The organism is Actinoplanes cyaneus, assembly GCF_016862095.1.
GTDB classification, from domain to species: Bacteria; Actinomycetota; Actinomycetes; order Mycobacteriales; family Micromonosporaceae; genus Actinoplanes; species Actinoplanes cyaneus.
The window spans coordinates 224,165-244,163 of the sequence record NZ_BOMH01000041.1 but is presented as its reverse complement, the minus strand read 5'-3'; the positions used below and the strand labels follow the sequence as shown (position 1 = coordinate 244,163).

At 71.8% G+C, this 19,999-nt stretch carries 19 protein-coding genes and 1 pseudogene; 14 read left to right on the top strand and 6 right to left on the bottom strand.

Translation table 11 applies throughout. From position 1 onward, the window contains the following. Positions 1–50: 50 nt before the first annotated feature. Together Acy02nite_RS28330 and Acy02nite_RS28325 are read left to right on the top strand one after the other, a co-directional pair. On the top strand, positions 51–896 hold the full coding sequence (locus tag Acy02nite_RS28330) for an aldo/keto reductase (RefSeq protein WP_203746042.1): 846 nt from the start codon (positions 51–53) through the stop codon (positions 894–896). A gap of 157 nt (positions 897–1,053) precedes the next feature. Then, positions 1,054–1,512, top strand: a complete 459-nt coding sequence (locus Acy02nite_RS28325; RefSeq protein ID WP_203746040.1) for a DUF4262 domain-containing protein — start codon at positions 1,054–1,056, stop codon at positions 1,510–1,512. A 22-nt stretch (positions 1,513–1,534) separates the two neighbouring features. Here the strand turns inward: Acy02nite_RS28325 and Acy02nite_RS28320 are convergent, their stop codons facing one another. After that, positions 1,535–2,416 (bottom strand): NAD(P)H-binding protein, encoded by an 882-nt coding sequence (locus tag Acy02nite_RS28320; RefSeq protein WP_203746038.1) that lies wholly within the window; start codon positions 2,414–2,416, stop codon positions 1,535–1,537. Between the two features lie 116 nt (positions 2,417–2,532). On the opposite strand from Acy02nite_RS28320, the gene Acy02nite_RS28315 reads away from it, so the two are divergent. The 6 genes and pseudogenes from Acy02nite_RS28315 to Acy02nite_RS28290 all read left to right on the top strand — a co-directional run bounded on the left by Acy02nite_RS28315 (position 2,533) and on the right by Acy02nite_RS28290 (position 7,805). Next, the gene (locus Acy02nite_RS28315) at positions 2,533–3,432 is read left to right on the top strand and encodes a LysR family transcriptional regulator (RefSeq protein WP_203746036.1); all 900 of its coding nucleotides are present in this window, start codon (positions 2,533–2,535) and stop codon (positions 3,430–3,432) included. Between the two features lie 125 nt (positions 3,433–3,557). Further along, a pseudogene (locus Acy02nite_RS47280) lies at positions 3,558–3,713 on the top strand (recombinase family protein); the annotation flags it as partial. After that, entirely contained in the window at positions 3,710–4,549 is an 840-nt protein-coding gene (locus Acy02nite_RS28305; RefSeq protein ID WP_203746034.1) for a GAF domain-containing protein, read from the top strand. The pseudogene Acy02nite_RS47280 and the gene Acy02nite_RS28305, both read left to right, overlap by 4 nt. Beyond that, positions 4,546–4,722: an STAS domain-containing protein gene (locus Acy02nite_RS28300; protein WP_203746032.1), complete on the top strand. Its 177-nt coding sequence runs from the start codon at positions 4,546–4,548 to the stop codon at positions 4,720–4,722. The genes Acy02nite_RS28305 and Acy02nite_RS28300 overlap by 4 nt, the downstream gene beginning before the upstream one ends. Positions 4,723–4,935: 213 nt before the next feature. Further along, positions 4,936–7,218: a glycoside hydrolase domain-containing protein gene (locus Acy02nite_RS28295; RefSeq protein WP_203746030.1), complete on the top strand. Its 2,283-nt coding sequence runs from the start codon at positions 4,936–4,938 to the stop codon at positions 7,216–7,218. Beyond that, positions 7,218–7,805 (top strand): hypothetical protein, encoded by a 588-nt coding sequence (locus tag Acy02nite_RS28290; RefSeq protein WP_239175282.1) that lies wholly within the window; start codon positions 7,218–7,220, stop codon positions 7,803–7,805. Before Acy02nite_RS28295 ends, Acy02nite_RS28290 begins: the two co-directional genes overlap by 1 nt. On the opposite strand, the gene Acy02nite_RS28285 is transcribed toward Acy02nite_RS28290, so the two are convergent. After that, a complete protein-coding gene (locus Acy02nite_RS28285) occupies positions 7,750–8,649 on the bottom strand; it encodes a helix-turn-helix transcriptional regulator (protein ID WP_203746028.1) in 900 nt (299 codons plus the stop codon). The two genes, Acy02nite_RS28290 and Acy02nite_RS28285, sit on opposite strands and share 56 nt — an antisense overlap. Positions 8,650–8,752: 103 nt before the next feature. Between Acy02nite_RS28285 and Acy02nite_RS28280 the strand changes: the two genes are divergently transcribed. Continuing rightward, positions 8,753–9,607: an oxidoreductase gene (locus Acy02nite_RS28280; RefSeq protein WP_203746026.1), complete on the top strand. Its 855-nt coding sequence runs from the start codon at positions 8,753–8,755 to the stop codon at positions 9,605–9,607. 19 nt (positions 9,608–9,626) lie between these two features. Here the strand turns inward: Acy02nite_RS28280 and Acy02nite_RS28275 are convergent, their stop codons facing one another. From Acy02nite_RS28275 to Acy02nite_RS28265, 3 genes are all read right to left on the bottom strand, one after another. Further along, positions 9,627–11,273, bottom strand: a complete 1,647-nt coding sequence (locus Acy02nite_RS28275) for a hypothetical protein (RefSeq protein WP_203746024.1) — start codon at positions 11,271–11,273, stop codon at positions 9,627–9,629. Between the two features lie 95 nt (positions 11,274–11,368). Further along, the gene (locus Acy02nite_RS28270) at positions 11,369–12,013 is read right to left on the bottom strand and encodes an alpha/beta fold hydrolase (RefSeq protein ID WP_203746022.1); all 645 of its coding nucleotides are present in this window, start codon (positions 12,011–12,013) and stop codon (positions 11,369–11,371) included. A gap of 229 nt (positions 12,014–12,242) precedes the next feature. Next, positions 12,243–13,367, bottom strand: a complete 1,125-nt coding sequence (locus tag Acy02nite_RS28265) for a S1 family peptidase (protein ID WP_203746020.1) — start codon at positions 13,365–13,367, stop codon at positions 12,243–12,245. 156 nt (positions 13,368–13,523) lie between these two features. Here Acy02nite_RS28265 and Acy02nite_RS28260 point away from each other — a divergent pair, with 156 nt between their 5' ends. Next, positions 13,524–15,035 (top strand): FAD-dependent oxidoreductase, encoded by a 1,512-nt coding sequence (locus Acy02nite_RS28260; protein ID WP_203746010.1) that lies wholly within the window; start codon positions 13,524–13,526, stop codon positions 15,033–15,035. Between the two features lie 41 nt (positions 15,036–15,076). Here Acy02nite_RS28260 and Acy02nite_RS28255 read toward each other — a convergent pair whose 3' ends face one another. Then, a complete protein-coding gene (locus Acy02nite_RS28255; RefSeq protein WP_203746008.1) occupies positions 15,077–16,510 on the bottom strand; it encodes an aromatic amino acid lyase in 1,434 nt (477 codons plus the stop codon). A gap of 124 nt (positions 16,511–16,634) precedes the next feature. Between Acy02nite_RS28255 and Acy02nite_RS28250 the strand changes: the two genes are divergently transcribed. Genes Acy02nite_RS28250 through Acy02nite_RS28235 form a run of 4 tightly spaced genes read left to right on the top strand, consistent with a single transcriptional unit; the run spans position 16,635 to position 19,967 of the window. Continuing rightward, positions 16,635–17,675 carry an ABC transporter ATP-binding protein gene (locus Acy02nite_RS28250; protein ID WP_203746001.1) on the top strand — a complete coding sequence of 347 codons (1,041 nt, stop codon included), beginning with the start codon at positions 16,635–16,637 and terminating at the stop codon, positions 17,673–17,675. Then, positions 17,672–18,328, top strand: coding sequence for an ABC transporter permease (locus Acy02nite_RS28245; RefSeq protein WP_203745993.1), 657 nt, complete (start codon positions 17,672–17,674; stop codon positions 18,326–18,328). The genes Acy02nite_RS28250 and Acy02nite_RS28245 overlap by 4 nt, the downstream gene beginning before the upstream one ends. Further along, positions 18,325–19,011: an ABC transporter permease gene (locus tag Acy02nite_RS28240; protein WP_203745991.1), complete on the top strand. Its 687-nt coding sequence runs from the start codon at positions 18,325–18,327 to the stop codon at positions 19,009–19,011. The genes Acy02nite_RS28245 and Acy02nite_RS28240 overlap by 4 nt, the downstream gene beginning before the upstream one ends. 26 nt (positions 19,012–19,037) lie before the next feature. Next, the gene (locus tag Acy02nite_RS28235) at positions 19,038–19,967 is read left to right on the top strand and encodes an ABC transporter substrate-binding protein (protein WP_203745989.1); all 930 of its coding nucleotides are present in this window, start codon (positions 19,038–19,040) and stop codon (positions 19,965–19,967) included. Positions 19,968–19,999: the final 32 nt, after the last annotated feature.

Here is a 19,999-nt window from a genome sequence, read left to right as displayed (position 1 = left end):
ATCGGGCATACCAGAGGAGGAAAGCGCCACATCTCCGGGAGGAAACCATCATGCAGAGTCGTTCCATCGGTGACGTGCGGGTCAGTGCGATCGGGCTCGGCGGCATGCCGATGTCCATCGAGGGTCGACCGGACGAGGCCCGGTCGATCCGGACCGTTCACGCCGCCCTGGACGCCGGGATCACCCTGATCGACACCGCGGACGCGTACCACATCGGGGCGGACGAGGTCGGTCACAACGAGACGCTGATCGCGCGGGCGCTGGCCGGTTACGGCGGGGACACGTCCGGCGTGCTGGTCGCCACCAAGGGCGGTCACCTGCGGCCGGGCGACGGGAGCTGGACCCTCGACGGATCACCCGACTACCTCAAGCGGGCCTGCGAGGAGTCCCTGAAGCGGCTGGGCGTCGACGCCATCGGTCTCTACCAGTTCCACCGGCCGGACCCGAAGACGCCGTACGCCGACTCGATCGGCGCGATCCGGGACCTGCTCGACGCCGGGAAGATCCGGATGGCCGGCATCTCCAACGCGAACCCGCAGCAGATCCGCGAGGCGCAGGAGATCCTGGGCGGACGGCTCGTCTCGGTGCAGAACCAGTTCTCGCCGGAGTTCCGGTCCTCCGAACCGGAGCTGGAGCTCTGTACCGAGCTGGGCATCGCGTTCCTGCCCTGGTCGCCGCTCGGCGGCATCAGCGCGGCCGGTTCCCTGGGCGGCGCGTTCGCCCAGGTCGCACAGAAGTACGGGGTGAGCCCGCAGCGCGTCTGCCTGGCCTGGCACCTGGCCAAGTCGCCGGTGTCGATCCCGATCCCCGGCTCGAGCCGTCCGGAGACCATCACCGACTCGGCCGCCGCCGACTCGCTGGAGCTGACCGCCGAGGACCTCGCCCTCCTTCCGTAGGGACGTCGTGCCCCTGGCTGAGGTCAGCCAGGGGCACGCGGAGAACCCGCCGTGGAAGCGGGCGCCCGGGTGTGGGCGGACGCGTCGCGGGTATCGGGCGAGCAACGCCCCGGTGCGGCAGCGATGCCGGGGCCGGCGACGACGGAGGGCGAGCCGGATGACAGCCGGACACCGGGACACCGAACTGCGCCGGATCGGCGAGGCCATCGAGCGTTCCGGCGTGTACCTCGCGTTCGTGCCACAACCGACCCCTCTCGAGACGTGCTGGTACACGGTCGGCCTGACCGGTCACGGGCATCCTGAGCTGGTGATGTTCGGTCTGCCTCCGGACATCGCGCAGCCGGTCCTGCACACCGTTGCCGGGGAGGTCGTCGCCGGCCGGCGTACCTGCGTGGCGGGCCGGTACGCCGACGATGTCATCGAGGGGCACCGCGTCCGATTCGTCGCGGTGACCGAGCCGGATCGCCACCTGCCCGTTGCCGCGCAGTTCTACGCCGGCGCCGAGCCCGCGATGGAGGCGATCCAGATCGTGTGGCCGGACCGGTACCAGCGCTGGCCGTGGCAGCCCGGGTCCCGGGTGGACGACATGCCGGTGCTCGGGCCGTACGCCACCTAGGGAGCGGTGCGGTCCGCCGCGGTCAGGCCGGGTCGTAGGCGCCGTCGGCGATCTCCTGGAGCAGCGACCGGCGCGACGGCTTCCAGCCGAGCTCACGGCGCGCCTTCTCGCCGGTGGCCTGCTGGTCGAGCAGCAGGGCCTCGCCGAAACCGCCGAGCCGTTCGACCAGCGCGGCGGCGTCCTCGGGCACCACGCGGCCGTCGAGGCCCAGGCGGCGCGACGCGGCCTCGCCGAGCTCGCGGGCTGTGGGGTTGTCGCCGCTCACGCCGAGAAACACCGAGCCGCTCCCGGCCTGCTCGAGCGCTGCCACGTACAGCTCCGCCAGGTCGTCGACGTGCACGCTGGTCCAGTGCTGGGTGCCGGGACCGACCAGGCGCAGCGCGGCCGGATCGCCGGCCTGCTCGCCCGCGAACACCACGGTGGGGATGCCGATGCCGTTGCCGTAGACGGTGCCCGGCTCGATGAGGACCGACCGGATCCCCGGTGCGGCCAGGACGTGCAGGTCCAGCTTCTCGCGCCACGCCACCAGAGCCGGCGCGTTCCGCGGGGTCGTCTCGGTGATGTCCGGGGCGGAGCCGTGCACCCAGACACCGCCGGTGCGCAGGAAGGTGGCGCCCGGCCGCAAGCCGTCGAGGACGGCTTCGGCGAACGCGGTCTCGACCGAGCTGCTGGTCGCGTCACCCGGCGATGCGGTGGCGATCACTGCCTCGGTGCCGGCGGCCAGACGGCGTACGAGATCGAGGTTTTGAATGTCGCCGACGACGGCCTCGCCGCCGGCAGCGCGCACGGCGGCCGCCTTCTCCTCCGATCGCACCAGCGCCGTGACGGAGTGGCCGGCGGAGATCAGGGCGGGCAGGACCGCCGAGCCGATGTGGCCGGTGGCGCCGGTCAGAAAGACCTTCATGGTGACGAGCTCCTCGTTCGGGATCGGATGTCGCGCCAAGACTGCCGTGGTGCGACGTTCGCTACCAACGAATAGTCTCGATGCCCTTTATCGCCCTGACCGATTAGCATCGGCGGGTGGAACAGCGTCAACTGCAGTACTTCGTGGCCGTCGCCGAGGAACTCAACTTCACTCGCGCCGCCCAGCGCGCCCATGCCGTCCAGTCGACGGTCTCAGCGAGCATCCGGGCGCTCGAGCGGCACCTCGGCGCGCCCCTGTTCGAGCGCAGCACCAGCAAGGTCGCGCTCACCGAGGCCGGCGAGGCGCTGCTGCCCGAGGCCCGCCGGGCACTCGACGCCCTCGACCGGGCCCGCGCCGCGGTCGTCGGTCTGCGCGAGGGGCTGACCGGCAGGCTGCGTGTCGGCACGCTCTCCAGCCTCACTGTCGTCGACCTGCCCGGGTTGGCGAGCGACTTCCGCAGCCGCCACCCCGGCGTGCGGCTGAGCCTGAGCATGGCTGCCGGTGGCAGCGACGGGCTCCTTGCCGACCTGCGCGCCCGCGAACTCGATGTCGCGCTGGTCGCCCTGCAGGCCGTGAGCGTGCCCGACCTGCACGTGGACGTGATTGCCGAGTTCCAGCCGCGCGTGCTCGTCCCGGCCGGTCATCCGCTGGCCGAGCGGGCCACGGTGAGCCGGGCCGCATTGGCCGGCGAACCGTTCATCGACCTTCCACCCGGTTTCTGCAACCGCATCCGCACCGACCACGACTTCCGCCGGGCCGGCATCACCCGCACCATCGCCGTCGAGGTCAGCGACATCACCACCATTCCGGGCTACGTCGAGTCCGGTATCGGCCTGGCCCTGGTGCCGCCGCTGGCCGCCGAGGACGGCCGTCGCGTCGCCACGGTCGACCTGGACCCGCCCGCCGCGTCGTGGACCCTGGCCGCTGTCAGCCTCGGCGGCCCCGCGCCGAGCCCGGCCGTGCGGGCGTTCCACGACCTGATCGAGGCGCATGTGGTACGCCGGGATCGCTATTAGAGCCACCTCCCGCGGCACCGAACAGCTCCGCGAGATCCTTGGCCGCTGCCCGGAATCAGCCGGTTCGCCCCGGCCTCGCCGCGTCACCGCCGGGCTGAGCCTTTCGTTCAGCTCAGGACCGGTCGACGGCAACGTCAACCGGATTCTTCACCATCCTGGCCACCTTCGCCGAGTTCGAGGTCGACCTGCTGCGCCTGCGCACCCGCGAAGGCATGGCTATCGCCAAGGGCAAGGGCATACTCAAAGGCCGCGCACGAAACCCCGGCCTGAACACCCCATGAGAAGCGAGCACTACACCGTGTCGATCACCGCTGACAGAACCGCCCTCACCGACCCCGCCCGGCTGGCTGCGGTGCGCCGTTACGAGATCCTGGACGCCCCTGCCGACGGCCAGTTCGACACCATCGCGGTGGCCGCCGCAGCGGTGTGCGGCACGCCGATCGCCACGGTCAGCATCGTCGACGCCGACCGGGTCTGGTTCGCCGCGGCCAAGGGCCTGGATGGCGTCGCGCAGGTCGGCACCGAACCGGGACTCTGCGCGTCGGCGTTCTGCGCCGAAGGCTCCTACGTGGTCAACGACGCGGTCACGGACCCGCGCACCCTCGACCATCCTCTGGTCCGTGGCGAGCTGGGACTGCGGTTCTACGCCGCCGCCCCGATCGTCACCGCCGACGGGCACCACCTCGGCACCGTCACCGCGATCGACGCCATGCCCCGGGAGTTGACCGAGACGCAGACGACCGTGCTCGGCCATCTCGCCGACCAGGTCGCGCAGCACCTGGAGCTGCGCCTGGCCACCATCAAGGCGGTACGCGCGGAACGCCAGTTGCGCGACGATGCCGAGCAACGCGCCGCCGCCGCGGCCGAGCTCGCCGCCCAGATGCGAGCCGCGGCTGCCGTACAGGCCACCACGCCGCACCCTGAGCACTGCCAGCTCGGCGGCACCACCGACTGCACAGAACCCGCCGAGATCAAGATCGCCGACTCGTGGGGCGATTCGGCCTGGGGCTGCACCACCCACGTCGAGGAGGCCATCCTCAACGTCCGATCGGTGTTCATCGCCAGCGAAGAACTCGGCGGCCTCGACGCCTACGTCCACCGCTCCGGCAAAAGGTGACCATCACCGTCAGCGCGGACACCGGCGCCGTTCGTATGTACGTCGATGGCGAACTCGACATGGCCACCGCTGACGACCTACGCCAAGCCGTGCATCGCGGGGTCGGCCGGCCGGACACGACCGTGATCGTGGTCGACGTCGACCAGGTCTGCTTCTGTGACTGCGGCTGGTGAACCCGCAGCCGGCCGTCCGCCGGGTCGTGGCCCTGGTGACCGACGTCGCCCGGCTGGCCGGGCCCGCGCCGGGGTGCGGCCGGAGACTCGGCTGACGGCATGTCCGAGGGAGCCGGTGGAGAGGGGGCGTGACCGATTTCGCGTCAGCCGGTATGGTTTCGCCCGACCGTGCAGTGATCTCCGTAAATCCGCGGTCATGGGGGCGAGACGCTGATGGATGCCGGTGTGCTGGCAGTGCAGCAATGGGTCAACGCGACCTATGCCGCGGTCCCGGGCTACACCCGGATCGCCGAGGACGGCATCGCGGGTCAGCAGACCATGTTCGCGCTGATCCGGGGGTTGCAGCACGAGGTGGGGATAACGGCGCTCGCCGACAACTTCGGCCCGGCCACGCTGGCGGCGCTCACGGCGCACGGGCCGATCGGCCCCGGCGAGACCAACCAGAATCTGGTGCGGATCGTCCAGGGTGGTGTGGTCTGCAAAGGCTATGCCTCGATCCCTCTCACCGGTGTCTTCGGGACGGCGACGGCCGGCGCGGTGGCGGCTCTGATGACCGACGCGGGCCTCGCCGGGCGCATCGACGGGACCGTCATCCCGAAGGTCTGCAAGGCCCTGCTCTCCGGGGACGGTCACACCCTGGCGGCCGGTGGCTCCGCGCCGCTGCGTGCCGCCCAGCAGTGGCTGAACGGGCGCTACCTGAACCGGTCGGCGTTCTCCGTGCTGGCCTGCGACGGTCTGCGTTCGCGCCAGTTCCTCACGGCTCTCGTCTTCGCCGTGCAGTACGAGGGCGGCCTGACCGACGCGCAGGCGAACGGCAACTTCGGCCCCCTGACCCAGGCCGCGGTCCGGGCGTCCGGGCTGATCCGGGCCGGCTCGTCCGGGCCCTGGGTGCGGCTGTTCTCGGCAGCGCTCACGCACTACCCGGCCGGGTCCGTCTTCACCGCTGACTTCGACGCCCCGCTGGCCGCCGCCACCCGCGCTTTCCAGGCTTTCTGCCAACTCACCGAGAACGGCGAGGGCGACTTCCCGACCTGGGCGTCGCTGCTGATCAGCACCGGTGACCAGGCCCGCCCGGGCACGGCGGCCGACACCGTCGACGAGATCACCACGGCCCGGGCGCAGACGCTGCGGGCCGCCGGTTACCGCACGATCGGCCGTTATCTGACCAACGTCGAGGGCAGCGACTTCGACAAGAAGATCAAGCCGGGGGAGCTGGCGGTCCTGGCGGCCAACGGCTTGAGCCTGTTCCCGATCTTCCAGACGTACGCGGACTCGGCGAGCTACTTCACCTGGGCCCAGGGCTTCGCGGACGCTTCCGCGGCTCACGACGCGGCACTGGGTCACGATCTCGACCCGGGTGCTGTCGTCTACTTCGCCGTCGACTACGACGCCACGGACACCGAGGTGACGCAGCGGGTCATCCCGTACTTCCTCGGCGTCGACGCCGGGCTGCGCCAGCGCGGCGGTCGTTACGCGCACGGCGTCTACGGCGCTCGCAACGTCTGCAGCCGGCTGGCCGCCGAGGCGTTCCCGCGGTGGAGCTTCGTCAGCGGCATCACCTCGGGCTGGACCGGCAACGTGACGTACCCGTTGCCGGGCAACTGGGCCTTCGACCAGATCTCCACCATCCGGATCGGCACCGGTGGCGGCGGCTTGGAGATCGACAAATGCGTCCGGCGTACGGGCGCCGACCCGGGCGAGTCGGCCTTCGGTTCCCCCGCCACGGCCCTCGACGGCTACCTCGACTGGATCGACCGGCTGCACGAACTCGCGGTCGCCCACGGCCAGGGCGATCCGGGCGAGCGGGTCCTGGAGTACCTGCGCGCGGGCCGTTACGACAACTGGCGGAGCCGGAAGGTCGGCGGTGACACGGACGCGGCTTTCGTCGCCTACGTGGACGGCACCGGGTTGCCTCGCGTGCGCACCTATCGGGATCCGGTCGCCGGGGTGGACGTCGACGTGAGTCGTTTCGGCGCGGCCGCGCTGGCCGGGCTGCGCGACCCGGTGCGCGGGGATGTCGCCGGGTGGGGCGGCGACCTGATCGCCTTCTACGGCGGCTGGCGGTTCACCGAGCCGGGCACCCCGGCCCGCGACTACTGCGCGGCACGGCTGGCCCGCGGTGACATCGGGTCGGCCCTGGACCTCGCCGGTCTGGTCGCCGACGTGGACGCCCATCTCGCCGCCGAGGCGTTGCGCGCGGGCGGCACCCTGGGCGGTCACCTGCGGGCGGCCGATCGTGGCATCCGGTTCAACCTGTTCCACCGCGGGCGGTTCGGCGGCGACGTGACCGCCGCGGCGACCGCGGCGCAGACCATGCTCACCGACACCGGCGACACCGTGCTGGCCTCGGCCCGGTCCCTGCTGCTCCGTGGCCTCGTCGCCGGGCCGGTGACGGTGGACGAGCAGGTGCGCCAGTTCTGCCGCGGTTTTGCCGACCGGCTGGCCGCGCTGGCCGAGACGGAGCAGACGTCACTACGGCGACGGAAGGGATTCTGATGCGGCGACGTACCCTGCTGGCCTCGGCGGGAGCGGGGGCGGTGCTGGCCGTGCCCGGCCTGCCGGCCCCGGCTCAGGCCGACCCCGCTCAGGCTGCCCCGGCAGCCACCAGTCCAGCCCTGCGGACCTTCGCAGTGCAGGGCACCGACATCTCGGTGGCGCTGCTTCCCGGGCCGGCGGCGACGGTCCTGCTCTACGCGGCACGCCGGTTCCACTACGAGATCGACGCGCTGCACCCGGGGGATCTGCTCACCGGCGCGTCGGGCATCGTCCTGGACATCCGTCCGGGGTGGTACCCGGCCGGCGCCCGGGACGGCCTGCTGCCGTACCAGCTGATCGTGGTGCGGGACATCGTCGCGCAATGCGACGGGTTGCTCCGCTGGGGCGGCGACTCGGCGCGGGAACCCCGGGAGGGCCGTTTCGAGATCGCGGTGCCGCCGGCCGACCGCCGGTTGCGGGCGCTCGCGAAACGCCTGGACGCCGACGCCGAGATCCCGGGCCGCCGGGTGGGCGCGGGCACGGCCCTGCCGTTCACCCCTGATCGCGTACGGCGGGCGGAGTCGATCCGTCGCGGTGCGGCCGGCTGACGCCGGTGGTGACCGTGTGCACGGCGCTGACCCGGAGGAACTCGAGCCTCTCGGCGTCCGGGCTGCCCGCCGCCGCGGTGTAGACGATGATCCTCAGGTCGGAGCCGGGCACGGTCAGGACGTCGCAGTCCAGGACGAGCTCACCGACCAGCCGGTGCCGGACGACCTTCCGGGAGCTGGCGTGCCGGCCTGCCACGCCCGAGTTCCACAGTTCACGGAACCGGGGACTGGCCTCGGCGACGTCGGCGACCAGGGAGCGGAGGTGCTCGTCGGCCGGGTACGAGGTCACGGCCTGACGCAGGTCGGCGACAAGGGCGCGCTCGATATCCTCGTCCGGGCCGTGCGCGGCCGACTCGCCCGGCGCCCGGCAGAAGGTGGCCCGGATGAGGTTGCGGCCGGCCGCCGGCCATCCGGCCGGGTCACCGCTCAGCGCGCTCCACATCGCGTTCCAGGTGATCAGGGTCCAGTCCGCGGCGAAGACGGCGACCGGATAGTCGGCCATCCGGGTGACGAGCCGCTGGACGCCCGGCGGGACGTGCACCGGCACGGCACGGCTCGACGGCGCCGGAAGCCCGGCGGCCTGGTGGAGAACGGCGGTCTCCTGTTCGTCCAGTTGCAGGGCCCTGGCCAGCGCGGCCACGATCGGCGGGCCGGGACGCCGCGACCGGCCCTGCTCCAGGCGCACCAGGTAGTCGACGCTCACCCCGGCCAGGCCGGCCAACTCCTCGCGGCGCAGCCCGCGGGCCCGTCGCCGCCCGTGCGCCGTCAGGCCGACGTCGGCGGGAGCACATCTGTCACGCCAGGCACGCAGCAGACCGCCCAGATCATTCTCCGCGGAGGACATGCCCCCCATGATGGCCGCGGCGTCGCGGAGTTGCCTGGTAACGCCGTTCCTACCGTTGCGGCGGGCACTGGCTGCCGGCCCCCGGCCAGGTGAGCCTCGACGCATGACAGAACCTCTCGCCGGTCGGACCGCCGTGGTCACCGGATCCAACAGCGGCATCGGCCGTGCCACCGCGCGCTCCCTCGCCGGGCAGGGCGTCCGCGTCGTGCTCGCCGTCCGGGACCTGGACCGCGGCCGGGCGGCCGCCTCGTCCATGAACGGCCGGACCGAGGTGCGCCGGCTCGACCTCGCCGACCTGGCCTCGGTGCGGGACTTCACCGAGTCGTTCACCGACCCCGTCGACCTGCTGATCAACAACGCGGGCGTCATGATGCCGCCCCTGGGTCGTACGGCGGACGGCTTCGAACTCCAGTTCGGCATCAATCACCTGGGGCATTTCGCCCTCACGAACCTGCTGCTTCCCCGGATCAGGGGGCGGGTCGTCACGGTCGCGGCCGGCGGTCACCAGGCCGGGAAGCTGGACCTGGACGACCCCAACTGGGAGCGGCGTCCGTACCGGCCGTTTCCCGGATACGCGCAGTCCAAGCTCGCCAACATGCTGTTCACCGCCGAGCTGCAGCGCCGCCTCACCGCGGCCGGCTCCGGCGTCGTCGCCACCGTCGCCAACCCCGGCCTGGCCGCCACCAACCTGCTCGGTCACGGCGGCAACCTGCCCACCCGCATCATGAACGCGCTGCTGCGCCCGCTGTCCCAGAGCGACGAGGGCGGTGCGCGGACGACCCTTCACGCGGCCACCGCCGACCTCCCCGGCGACACCTACATCTCGCCCGGCGGCTTCCTGCAGGCCCGCGGCGTCCCGACGATCACCGGTCGCTCCCGGGCAGCCCGTGATCCCGGACTGGCCCGTCGCCTCTGGACCCTCTCCGAGGAGCTGACCGGCACCGCCTTCCCGCTGTAGAGCCGGCTCCGATCGAGCGCTATCTCTTGGTAACGATGAGCTCGCACAGTTCCGCGATCTCGGTGGCACCGGCCAATTCGCCTGCGCGCGCCAGGAACACCGCGACGTCTCGCCCGACCCACCACACGGCCTGCGCGTCCGGAGCGATCGCCACCGCGAAGGCGAGCAACGTCCGGTCACCGGTGCCGGCGGCGTACGCCGAAACCCACGAGCCCATCCACCTGGGAAACGGATGCGGCGCGGCGGCGAGCGTGCCGGGCACCAGCCGCATCTCGTCCGCACCGAATTCCTCGTACGGGATCCTCGTCCCGGTGCGGAACGCCGCGGCGAGCAGATCGGAGAACAGGTCAGGGTTGCGGCTCGCGAGGCGAGTCCGGGGAGCCATCGTGAGCAGGGACCTCAGCACCGCCCGGTTGGACCTGCCGGCCGGCGCGGCGAACAGCGAATCGGCAGCCGTATGGTCGCCGGCATCCACCCGCGCCCAGGCGAGCGCGACGTCGGCGGCCGCTTGCCAGTGCCGCAGACGGGCTCGCATCCGTGGTACGTCAGTCGTGGCCAACTCCGTGCGTATCGCTGCGTCGCCGAGGCGGTGGACCAGCCGCACCGCGTCGATGACGACGTCGTCCAACTCCTGCGCGATGACGTGGTCCCCGGCGAGCACGTCGAGCAGCGTTCGCAGCCGTGCCGGGGTGGCTTCTGCCGGCCGGTCCGCGAATCGGCGCAGGATCTTGACGGTCAGCTGTGCGGGACCGTACTCGGTACCGTGGCAGTCCGGCTGCTGGACCAGCTCCGCCATCGCCTCGTCGACCCGGTCGAGGGCGAGCAGCAGACAGATCCGACGGCCGCGATAGATCAGCTGGTCGATACGCTGCCGGCTCACCTTGGGGCACTTACGGTAGGCGGCGACGAGTGCCTTGCCCTGGGCGGCCGACAGGTCCGGCCCGGCCAGTCGTAGGAGCGCGGGTTGCCGAGCGCCTGCGCCGAGTGTGACGGCGAGGGCCAGGGCGTCGTCGAAGCGGCCGGCGTCGGCGTACGCGGCGGTCAGGGCCTCGCCGGCTTCGTCGGCGACCGTGCCGCACAGCCGCAGCGTCTCGTCGAGACCGAGCGGGCCGAGCAGCGGCGCCGCGAAGGCGAGATGCCGCCGATCGTCGCCGGCGAGCAGGCCGGCCAGGTGGTCGAGGTACGCCGGCTCGCCGCGGTGCGCCTCCGCGAGGGCCGCGACGACCACGCCGACCCGGTACGGGGTTTCCCGCCATGCCTCCGGCGAGTGCTCCAGCACCTTGCGCAGCGCGGCGTCCTCGAGATGCTGATCGCCGTCAGCCAGGCGCACGACTGTTGTCGCCACGCCAAGATACGGGTGCGACGAAGGACTTCCGTACCGCTCGGTGACGTGCGCGCTGGCGAGCATGGCGATGGCGAGTGCACGACGTCGCTCGCGGGCCTTGATCCTCGTTGCCGGCCCGTCGAATCCCTCTACCAGCTGTTCCCGGTGCAGGAGGTCGAGGAGCTCCACGAAGGCCCGCTCCTCGTGCCCGCCGTCGAGCAGCGCGTCGATCCACCGGATCGGGTCACCCATTCCGAACCGGGGCGGAGGCCCGCCGCACCGGGCGAACGCGTCGTGGACAGCCGCAACGAGGCCGGCGTCAGCCGTGGACGTGGATTGCACGCGCCGACTCTAGAGGCGGACCACCCGTGCCACTGAGCCAGCCTCGCGTCTCGACGACACCGCCCGACCTGTGGTCGCAGGTCGGGCGGCCGGCTTCATGGCACCAGGTACGCGGTCAGCCGATCGGCGAGTTGCCGCGGGTGACTGAGTGACACGCAATGGCCACCGTCGATCTCATCCGGAGTGACGCCGAGCCGGTCGGCGGCCACCCGGCGCTGGAAGCCGGGCAGGAAGAACTGATCCTGGCGGGCGATGAGCACCCTCGTCGGCACGTCCGGCCAGCAGTCCAGCGGCCACGGCTGGTCCCCTTCGGCGCTGACCTGATCCCGGCTGTGCTCCGCGGCGGCGGCGACGACCTCGGCCGGCACGCCGTTGTAGAACTGCTGTTCCTCGTCGAGCCCCGGGACGCCGTGGTAGCCGGTGTTGCCCCACCAGTCCGCGGGCTTCTCGCCGGACCGCGGGATCATCGGCGTGAGCAGGACGATCATCCGTACCGGGAGCTTGCCGGCGATCAGCGGTGCGGTGAACGCGCCGTAGGAGTGCCCGACGACCACGAGCTCACGCCGGTCACCGACCGCATCGACGACCGACTCGCAGAACTCGGCGAATCCCGCTGAGGGGTCGTCGATCGGCAGTTCCGGCACCACCACGTCGTGGCCGAGAGCGGTCAGCTCAGGGACCACCAGATGCCAGTCCCAGGCGCTGCCCCCGCCGCCGTGGATCAGAACGAACGTCGCCATGCCAAAAGCCTTGCACGGGTACGACAGGCCGGCGACCCGAGCCCATCGCGTTCACTGCCGCAGGCGTCACGCCGGTTCCTCTCACGCGTCGACGCCTTGATCTGCCGAGTTGAGCGCGTCGCGGCCCGGCTGGCGCTCACCGTGGTTATCGGGGCGGACAACCACGGTGAGGACCAGCTGGCAGCCCGCGCCGACGCGATGTCCTCAGCCGGGAGGGTGAACGACCGGCTCACCGGGTGTCGGACATCGTAGTCGTGACCCCGCCGGCGTTCGTCGCGGTCACCAGACAGGCCAGTGACGTGACCGCCTGACCGGGGCCGAGGCGCAGGGTTCGCGAGGTGGCGCCCTCGATCGGCGTGGGAATGACGAACGGGCCGTACACCGTGACGGTCGCCCATTGGAAAGTGATCCGGGACGGCGGCAGACCCCGTGACAGGTCCCAGGCCGGCGCGGTGCACCGGGCGGTGTCACCGGTCAGGCTCACCCGCGGGACGGCCGACGGGTAGGGCTGTGCCGGCAGGACCGGCAGGTGCGCCCACGCCCGGAACGCGACGGGGTCGGCGAAGTAGAGCGGTGACGGCTGCCCGCACTCCTTCCCGGCGGTCTCGCCGCCGAAGCTGAACACGCCGGTCAGCCGGGGGACACCGTTGACGGTCTGCACCAGCGGGCTGCCGCTGTCCTGGTAGCAGCCGGTCACCGGGGGCGTCGCGGGGTCGGCGGCACACCTGACCGAGGCGCCGTCCACGGTCGCGGGTGTGGCGTCACGGCAGGCGGCGTCGTCGAGGACGGTCAGGTCGCCGCGGTGCAGGACGTCGTTGCGGTAACTGTCCGGGCCGGCGATCCCGGTCGTGCCGTGGGCGAAGAACGCGACGGCGGTCCCGGCCGCCGGGCGGCGCACGGCGATGCGCAGCGGCACGACCTCGGTCACCGGGGCGTCCAGCAGGACCACGGCGAGGTCGCGGCGGGCGCTGGAGAAGTCCGTCCGGGCCGGGTCGACCGGTGACGGCAGGATGCGGTACCCGGGAAGTGCCGAGATGCCGCGGATCCCCCGGGTGCGGCCCGGTTCCGACGACAGCACCCGGGCACCGACGTGGACCTCGGTGCGGCTCGGGTCGATGCCGTCCACACAGTGCGCCGCGGTCAGGACCCGGTCGGGGGCGATGAGGGCTCCACCGCAGCCGGCGCGCTGGAGCAGCGGCGCGTCGCCGGTCATGGCCAGGGTCGCGACCCAGGGCGCCGTCGTTGGGTCGGTGACCGCGGCGCCACCGGACATCGCCGCGGCCGCTCCGGCCGTACCGGCCACGATCGAGGCCGCCAGGCCGGCGGCGATCGCCGCTCGTGAAAAGATCGACATGCCGGAGAAATCTAGGTTGGACGATCCCCGAGATTCATCAGGGAACGCCCTGTTCCGACCCCGGGGATCGTCGCCGCGGTGCCCTGATCAGCGCTCGGGACGAGAGTGCACGGCGGCATGCGGTTTGCCGCGATCACCGGGGGGTAGAGCGCGGCCATGTTGTCAGGCACGCAAGAGTCGTACTGGATCGAGTCCACCACACCGACCGCCTACCCGCGGCTGTCCGGTGATGCCGACACCGACGTGGTCGTGGTCGGCGGGGGCATAGCGGGGCTGTGCACCGCCTGGGAGCTGACCGAGGCCGGGCATCGGGTGACGCTGCTCGAGGCGGACCGGATCGCCACCGGCGTCACGGGGTACACGACCGCCAAGCTGTCGGTGCTGCACACCCTGGTCTACGACAAGTTGCGCACCTCCTTCGACCAGGTGAGCGCGCGGCAGTACGCCACGAGCCAGCAGGCCGCCGTGGAGCGCGTCGCGGAGGTGACGGCGCGCCTCGGGATCGACTGCGAGCTGGAACGGGTGCCCGCGTACACCTGGGCCGAGTCGGGCGACACCCTGGAGAAGGTGCGCGCCGAGGCGGACGCGGCGGCCGCTGCCGGGCTGCCGGCCACCTTCGTCACCGGGACGGGGCTGCCGTTCCCGGTGGCCGGCGCGGTCCGGGTCGGTGGCCAGGCCCAGTTCCACCCCCGCAAGTACCTGCTGGCCCTGGCTGACGACCTGGTCCGTCGTGGCGGGTCGATCTTCGAGCGCAGCCGGGTCACCGACCTGGACGAGGGCGATTCGTGCACGGTCACCACCGAGGGCGGGCACACCGTCACGGCCCGGCACGTCGTGATCGCCACCCATTACCCGATCTTCGACCGCGCGCTGCTCTTCTCCCGCCTGCAACCGCGCCGCGAGCTGGTGGTCGCCGCGGTGATCCCGGCCGGGCAGGACCCGGGAGGCGCCTACCTCACGCCGGATCTGAACACCCGCTCGGTACGGACCGCGCCGTACGGGGACGGGCAGCGCCTGCTCATCGTCACCGGCGAGCATTTCACCCCGGGCGCGGGTGAGGCCACCGAGCAGTGGCAGCGTCTCTCCGACTGGACCCGGGAGCGCTTCCCGGACGCGCGGATCGTCTACCGCTGGGCCACTCAGGACAACAGCACCACCGACGGGGTGCCGTTCATCGGGCGCTTCCACCGGGGCGTCGAGAACGTGTACGTGGCCACCGGCTTCGGCGGCTGGGGGATGAGCTCGGGCGTGCTCTCCGGTCAGCTGCTGGCCGCGTTGATCAGCGGCGACGCGCCGGAGTGGGCCGGGCTCTACGATCCGCGCCGGCTGGGCCTGACCCGGGAGGCCGGTTCGATGCTGAAGCTGGGGGCCGAGGTCGCCGGGCATTTCGTCGGCGATCGCGTACGGCCCTCGCACGTCGACTCGATCGACGACATCGCCCCGGGCCACGGCGCGATCGTCCGGGTCCGCGGGCAGCAGTGCGCCGCCTACCGGGACGCGGCGGGTGAGGTGCACACCCGCTCGGCCCGGTGCACGCACCTGGGGTGCATCGTCAACTTCAACGACGCGGAGACCGCCTGGGAGTGCCCGTGCCACGGCTCCCGTTTCGGCGTCGACGGCGCTGTCCTGCAGGGGCCGGCGATCAGCCCGCTGCCGCCGTTCGAGTGAGCCGGGTCGAAGGAGTGCGGCGTGGTGCCTGCCGGGCGCGGTCAGAGGAGCGCGGCGAGGGCCGGGAGCACGGTGACGGCGTTGTCCAGGTCGGTGCCGAGCGGCCGGTCGTCGAACCCGGGTTCCAGGTTCTTCGCGGCCAGCTCGAAGGCGTCCCGGGCGCTGCCCTCCGGCAGTCTGCCCGGTGCCATCCGCAGCGCGCGGACGGCAGCGACCAGCTCGGCGGCGAGCAGGGTCGGGGCGAGCCGGGTCATCCGCCGCAGCGAGCGGGCGCCCTGGGTGGCGAAGCTGGCGTGTTCCTCCAGGCCGAGCGAGATCGTCAGGGTGCCGGCCGCGGTGGGCTGCATGCCGACGCGGATCTCGGTGAGGACGTCCTGGACCACGTACTCGCCGATCATCAGGCCGGAGCTGCCGGCCGGCCCGTCGGCGAGGAAGGCGCGCAGGCCGGTCATGTCGGGGCGCATCAACAGGCCTACCCGTGCCGACGACAGCGACAGCACCGGCAGGAACGCGCTGCGCACCGCGTCCAGGCCGGCCGCCAGGGTCGCGGTGTGGAACTGGCCGTGGTGCAGCACGCCGTCGTCGGTGACCAGCGGGTTCTCCACGGCGGCGTTGAGCTCGGCGGTGAGCACGTCGTGCAGGGAGCGGGCCGCGTGCACGGCCGGCGCGGTGACCTGCGGCACGACGCGCAGCCCGAACGGGTCCTGGATGCGCACCGGCGGCGCGCACCCGGCCACCAGGGCGCTGAGCTGCGCGGCGACCTCCACCTGCCCGGGATGCGCACGGGCCCGGTGGACGGCCGGATGGTAGGCCTCGGGGTTGCCGCGCAGCGCCAGGAACGACAGCCCGGCCACCACCACCGAGGCCCGGATCAGCTCGTCCACCTGCGACAACGCGATGACTCCGGTCGCGACGGTGAGCGCGCTGGAGCTGATCATCGGCAGCGCGTCGGTGCTGTCGATGGTGATCACCGGCCCGTTCCCGGAGCGCCAGGGACGTTCCCCGGCCAGGGTCAGGCCGAGCTCGGCGAGCGCCGACAGGTCCGCAGTGCCGATCGCGCCCCACGGGTGCAGACTCGGCACGGCGCCGTCGCGCAGCGCCGTGGCCAGCGCCTCGGCGACCCGCCGGGAGACCCCGGAACCCCCGGACAAGATCTGATTCAGCCGTACGGCCATGGCCGCGCGCGCCGTCACGTCGTCCTCCTCGGGCCCGACGGCCGCACAGTGGCTGCGCAACAGGCGCAACCCGTGCTCCCCGGCGTCACCGGTGTGCTCGTGCCGGTTCGCGCCCACGCCCGTGTTCGCGCCGTAGACCGCGCCGCGCTCCCGGGCGTCGTGCAGCCGCGCGTGCCGCGCCTCGACGAGCCGCAGGGCGGCCGGTCCGACCTCGGTCACCGCCTGTCCGGAGGCGATCGCGAGCAGACCGGGGATCGTCAGGTTCCGGCCGTCGAGGGTCACACCGGTGGCCGTCTGCATGTACCCTCCAGCCCGCGTGTTAACGAGCCGTAACACGTCTCACGTGCCCGTTGACTTGTTATTCACCACTGAACAAGTATGAATAGCAGTATTCATGACAACGTCTGCCGCCGCCAGGAGCGCCATGATCACATTTGAGGACGTCGTCAAGATCTACCCAGGCGGCAGCACCGCGGTGGACCACCTCTCGATGGAGTTGCCCACCGGGAAGATGACGGTTCTGGTCGGGCCGTCCGGGTGTGGCAAGACCACCTCGCTGCGCATGATCAACCGGATGGTCGAGCCCACCTCGGGCCGGATCCTGATCGACGGCCGGGATGTCGCGGGGCAGGACGAGGCGCTCCTGCGGCGCGGCATCGGCTATGTGATCCAGCACGCCGGGCTCTTCCCGCACAAGACCGTGCTGGACAACGTGGCCACCGTGCCCCTGCTGCTCGGCAAGACCCGGCGCGAGGCCCGGGCGGCCGCCCTGGAGCTGCTGGAGCGCGTCGGGCTGGCCGCCGAGTTCGCCGGGCGCTACCCGGCCCAGCTCTCCGGTGGGCAGCAGCAGCGCGTCGGCGTGGCCCGCGCGCTGGCGGCCGACCCGCCGGTGATGCTGATGGACGAGCCGTTCAGCGCGGTCGACCCGGTCGTGCGCGAGGGCCTGCACCGCGAGTTCCTGCGGCTCCAGCAGGACCTGGGCAAGACCATCGCGATGGTCACCCACGACATCGACGAGGCGATCAAGCTCGGTGACCGGGTCGCGGTCTTCCGGCAGGGCGGGCATCTGGCGCAGTTCGGCACGCCGCAGGAGCTGCTCGAACAGCCGGTCGATGACTTCGTGGCCGAGTTCGTCGGTCGTGACCGCGGTCTGCGCAGCCTCTCCTTCGACACCGCCGCCGACCTGCCGGTCAGCCCGCTCACCGACGGCGGCGCCGAGCTGGTGCTCGACGAGGCCGGGCGCCCGGTCGGCTGGCGGCTCGGCGGCGTGGTCCAGCCGACCGCCGGGGTCTTCACCAAGGCCGACTCGCTGCGGATGGTCACCGACCTGGCGATCATGTCCCCGGTCGGCGTCGCGGTCCGGGTCGGCGCGGACGGCACTGCCGACGGCCTGGTCCGCCACCACGACCTCGTCGACTTCCTGGCGACTCGGCGCGACCGGCGGGCGGCGGAGCAGGAAGCATGATCCAATACCTGAGTAACAACCATGAGGTGGTGCTGGCTGCGCTGCGGCAGCACATCTACCTCGCCCTGCTGCCCATCCTGATCGGTTTCGTCGTGTCCCTGCCGATCGGCTACCTCGGGGTGCGGTTCCCCTGGTTCTACCACCCCCTGGTGAACGTCTGCGGCGTGCTCTACTCGATCCCGTCGCTCGCCCTCTTCGTCTTCCTGCCGGTCATCCTCGGCACCAAGATCCTGGCCCCGGCGAACATCGTCGTGGCACTGACCATCTACACGGTGGCGCTGCTGTCCCGCACGGTCGCGGACGGCCTGCGCGCTGTCGACCCGATCGTCACCCAGTCCGCCACCGCCATGGGATACCGCCGGACGCGCCGCCTGCTCGACGTCGAGCTGCCGGTCGCGCTGCCGGTCATCCTGGCCGGCCTGCGGGTCGCCACGGTCTCCAACATCAGCCTGGTCAGCGTCGGCGCGCTGATCGGCATCGGCGGGCTCGGCCAGCTGTTCACGCGCGGCTTCCAGCTCTTCTACCTGGAGCCCATCATCATCGGCATCATCCTGTCCGTGCTGCTCGCCGGGCTGGCCGACCTGATCATCGTGCTCATCCAGCGGGCCGTCACCCCGTGGGCGAGGTTCCAGCGCGGGGGTGGCACGGCGTGAACCTGTCCTATCTGTTCGACGCCGCGCACTGGGACCTCAGCGCGCCCGGCGGCTTCCCGCAGCTGATCCTGGCCCACCTCGGGTACGTCGCGCTGGCGCTGCTGATCGGCACGGTGATCGCGCTGCCGGTCGGTCTCTGGATCGGGCACACCGGGCGCGGCTCGTTCATCGCGATCAACTCCGGCAACGCCGGCCGGTCGCTGCCCACCCTCGGCCTGCTGATGCTGATGGTCACCCTGCTCGGGCTGGGCCTGACCCCGGTGCTGATCGCGTTGACCGTGCTCGTCATCCCGCCGATCCTGACCTCGGCGTACGCCGGAATGCGGTCTCTCGATCATCGCGTCGTGGACGCGGCGAAGGGCATGGGCATGCGCCCGTGGCAGGTGTTGTTCAAGGTCGAGGTGCCGATGGCGCTGCCGGTGCTGATGAGCGGCTTCCGCAGCGCCGCCCTGCAAGTGGTTGCGACCGCCACGGTGGCCGCCGCCGTGGGGCTCAGCGGACTGGGCCGCCTGCTGATCGACGGCCTGGCCGTCAACGACTACTCCCGGGTCCTGGCCGGCGCCATCGTCGTCGCCGTCCTCGCCGTGCTGCTCGACCTGCTGCTCGCGCTCGTGCAGCGGTGGATCGTCTCACCCGGGCTCAGCGGACGGGCGCAGCCCCGTTCGCGCCGTGCCACCACGTGAAGAAAACCCCCATCGGAAGGTCGACCATGTTCCGCATACGTACCATCGGCGCCGCCATCACCGGTATCGGCCTCGCCCTGTCCCTGGCCGCGTGCGGCGCTGACAGCGACCCGCTCGCCGGCGACACCAAGGGCAGCGGTTCGGCGGCCGCGGTCACCGTCGGCTCGGCCAACTTCGCCGAGAGCGAGCTGCTGGCCGAGATCTACTCGCAGGCGCTGGAGGCCAAGGGCGTCACGGTCAAGCGGCAGTTCAACATCGGCGCCCGCGAGCTCTACCTCAAGGCCCTGCAGGACAAGTCGATCGACCTGCTGCCGGAGTACAACGGCGCGCTGCTCGCCGCGCTCTCCACCGGCGGCGTGCCCGAGAACATCAGCAGCCCGACGGACGTGCTCGCCGCGCTCAAGAAGGTCCTGCCGGCCGGCACCGAGGTGCTGGAGCAGTCCGCCGCCGAGGACAAGGACACCCTGACCGTCACCAAGGCGACGGCCGACAAGTACAAGCTGACCAGCATCGAGGACCTCAAGGCCGCCGCACCGACGCTCAAGGTCGGCGCCGGCCCCGAGTTCCAGGAGCGCCACCAGGGGCTCAAGGGCCTCGAATCGGTCTACGGCGTGAAGTTCAAGGAGTTCAAGGCGCTCGACGCCGGCGGCCCGCTCACCATGAAGGCCCTGGTCGACGGCGACATCGACGTCGGCAACATCTTCTCCACCGACTCGGGCATCGCCACCAACAAGCTGGTCGTGCTGCAGGACCCGAAGAACCTCTACACCTCGCAGAACGTCATCCCGCTGATCCGTACCGAGGCGAAGACCGACGCGGTCTCCGGCGCGCTCAACGCCGTCTCGGCGAAGCTGACCACCGAGAACCTCACCACCTACCTGGCGAAGATCCAGGTGGACAAGCAGGACAGCGCGACAGTGGCCAAGGCGTTCCTCAAGGACAACGGCCTGGCCTGATCCCCGGCTGACCGCGGGACTCCGCCACCCGG

Coding starts and splice junctions, on each gene's coding strand:
- Acy02nite_RS28270 (WP_203746022.1), bottom strand. CDS start 12,013: ATGGCGACGTTCGTTCTGATCCACGGCGGCGGGGGCAGCGCCTGGGAC.
- Acy02nite_RS28320 (WP_203746038.1), bottom strand. CDS start 2,416: ATGAAGGTCTTTCTGACCGGCGCCACCGGCCACATCGGCTCGGCGGTC.
- Acy02nite_RS28235 (WP_203745989.1), top strand. CDS start 19,038: ATGTTCCGCATACGTACCATCGGCGCCGCCATCACCGGTATCGGCCTC.
- Acy02nite_RS28325 (WP_203746040.1), top strand. CDS start 1,054: ATGACAGCCGGACACCGGGACACCGAACTGCGCCGGATCGGCGAGGCC.
- Acy02nite_RS28250 (WP_203746001.1), top strand. CDS start 16,635: ATGATCACATTTGAGGACGTCGTCAAGATCTACCCAGGCGGCAGCACC.
- Acy02nite_RS28260 (WP_203746010.1), top strand. CDS start 13,524: ATGTTGTCAGGCACGCAAGAGTCGTACTGGATCGAGTCCACCACACCG.
- Acy02nite_RS28295 (WP_203746030.1), top strand. CDS start 4,936: ATGGATGCCGGTGTGCTGGCAGTGCAGCAATGGGTCAACGCGACCTAT.
- Acy02nite_RS28255 (WP_203746008.1), bottom strand. CDS start 16,510: ATGCAGACGGCCACCGGTGTGACCCTCGACGGCCGGAACCTGACGATC.
- Acy02nite_RS28280 (WP_203746026.1), top strand. CDS start 8,753: ATGACAGAACCTCTCGCCGGTCGGACCGCCGTGGTCACCGGATCCAAC.
- Acy02nite_RS28265 (WP_203746020.1), bottom strand. CDS start 13,367: ATGTCGATCTTTTCACGAGCGGCGATCGCCGCCGGCCTGGCGGCCTCG.
- Acy02nite_RS28330 (WP_203746042.1), top strand. CDS start 51: ATGCAGAGTCGTTCCATCGGTGACGTGCGGGTCAGTGCGATCGGGCTC.
- Acy02nite_RS28305 (WP_203746034.1), top strand. CDS start 3,710: ATGAGAAGCGAGCACTACACCGTGTCGATCACCGCTGACAGAACCGCC.
- Acy02nite_RS28245 (WP_203745993.1), top strand. CDS start 17,672: ATGATCCAATACCTGAGTAACAACCATGAGGTGGTGCTGGCTGCGCTG.
- Acy02nite_RS28285 (WP_203746028.1), bottom strand. CDS start 8,649: ATGTCCTCCGCGGAGAATGATCTGGGCGGTCTGCTGCGTGCCTGGCGT.
- Acy02nite_RS28290 (WP_239175282.1), top strand. CDS start 7,218: ATGCGGCGACGTACCCTGCTGGCCTCGGCGGGAGCGGGGGCGGTGCTG.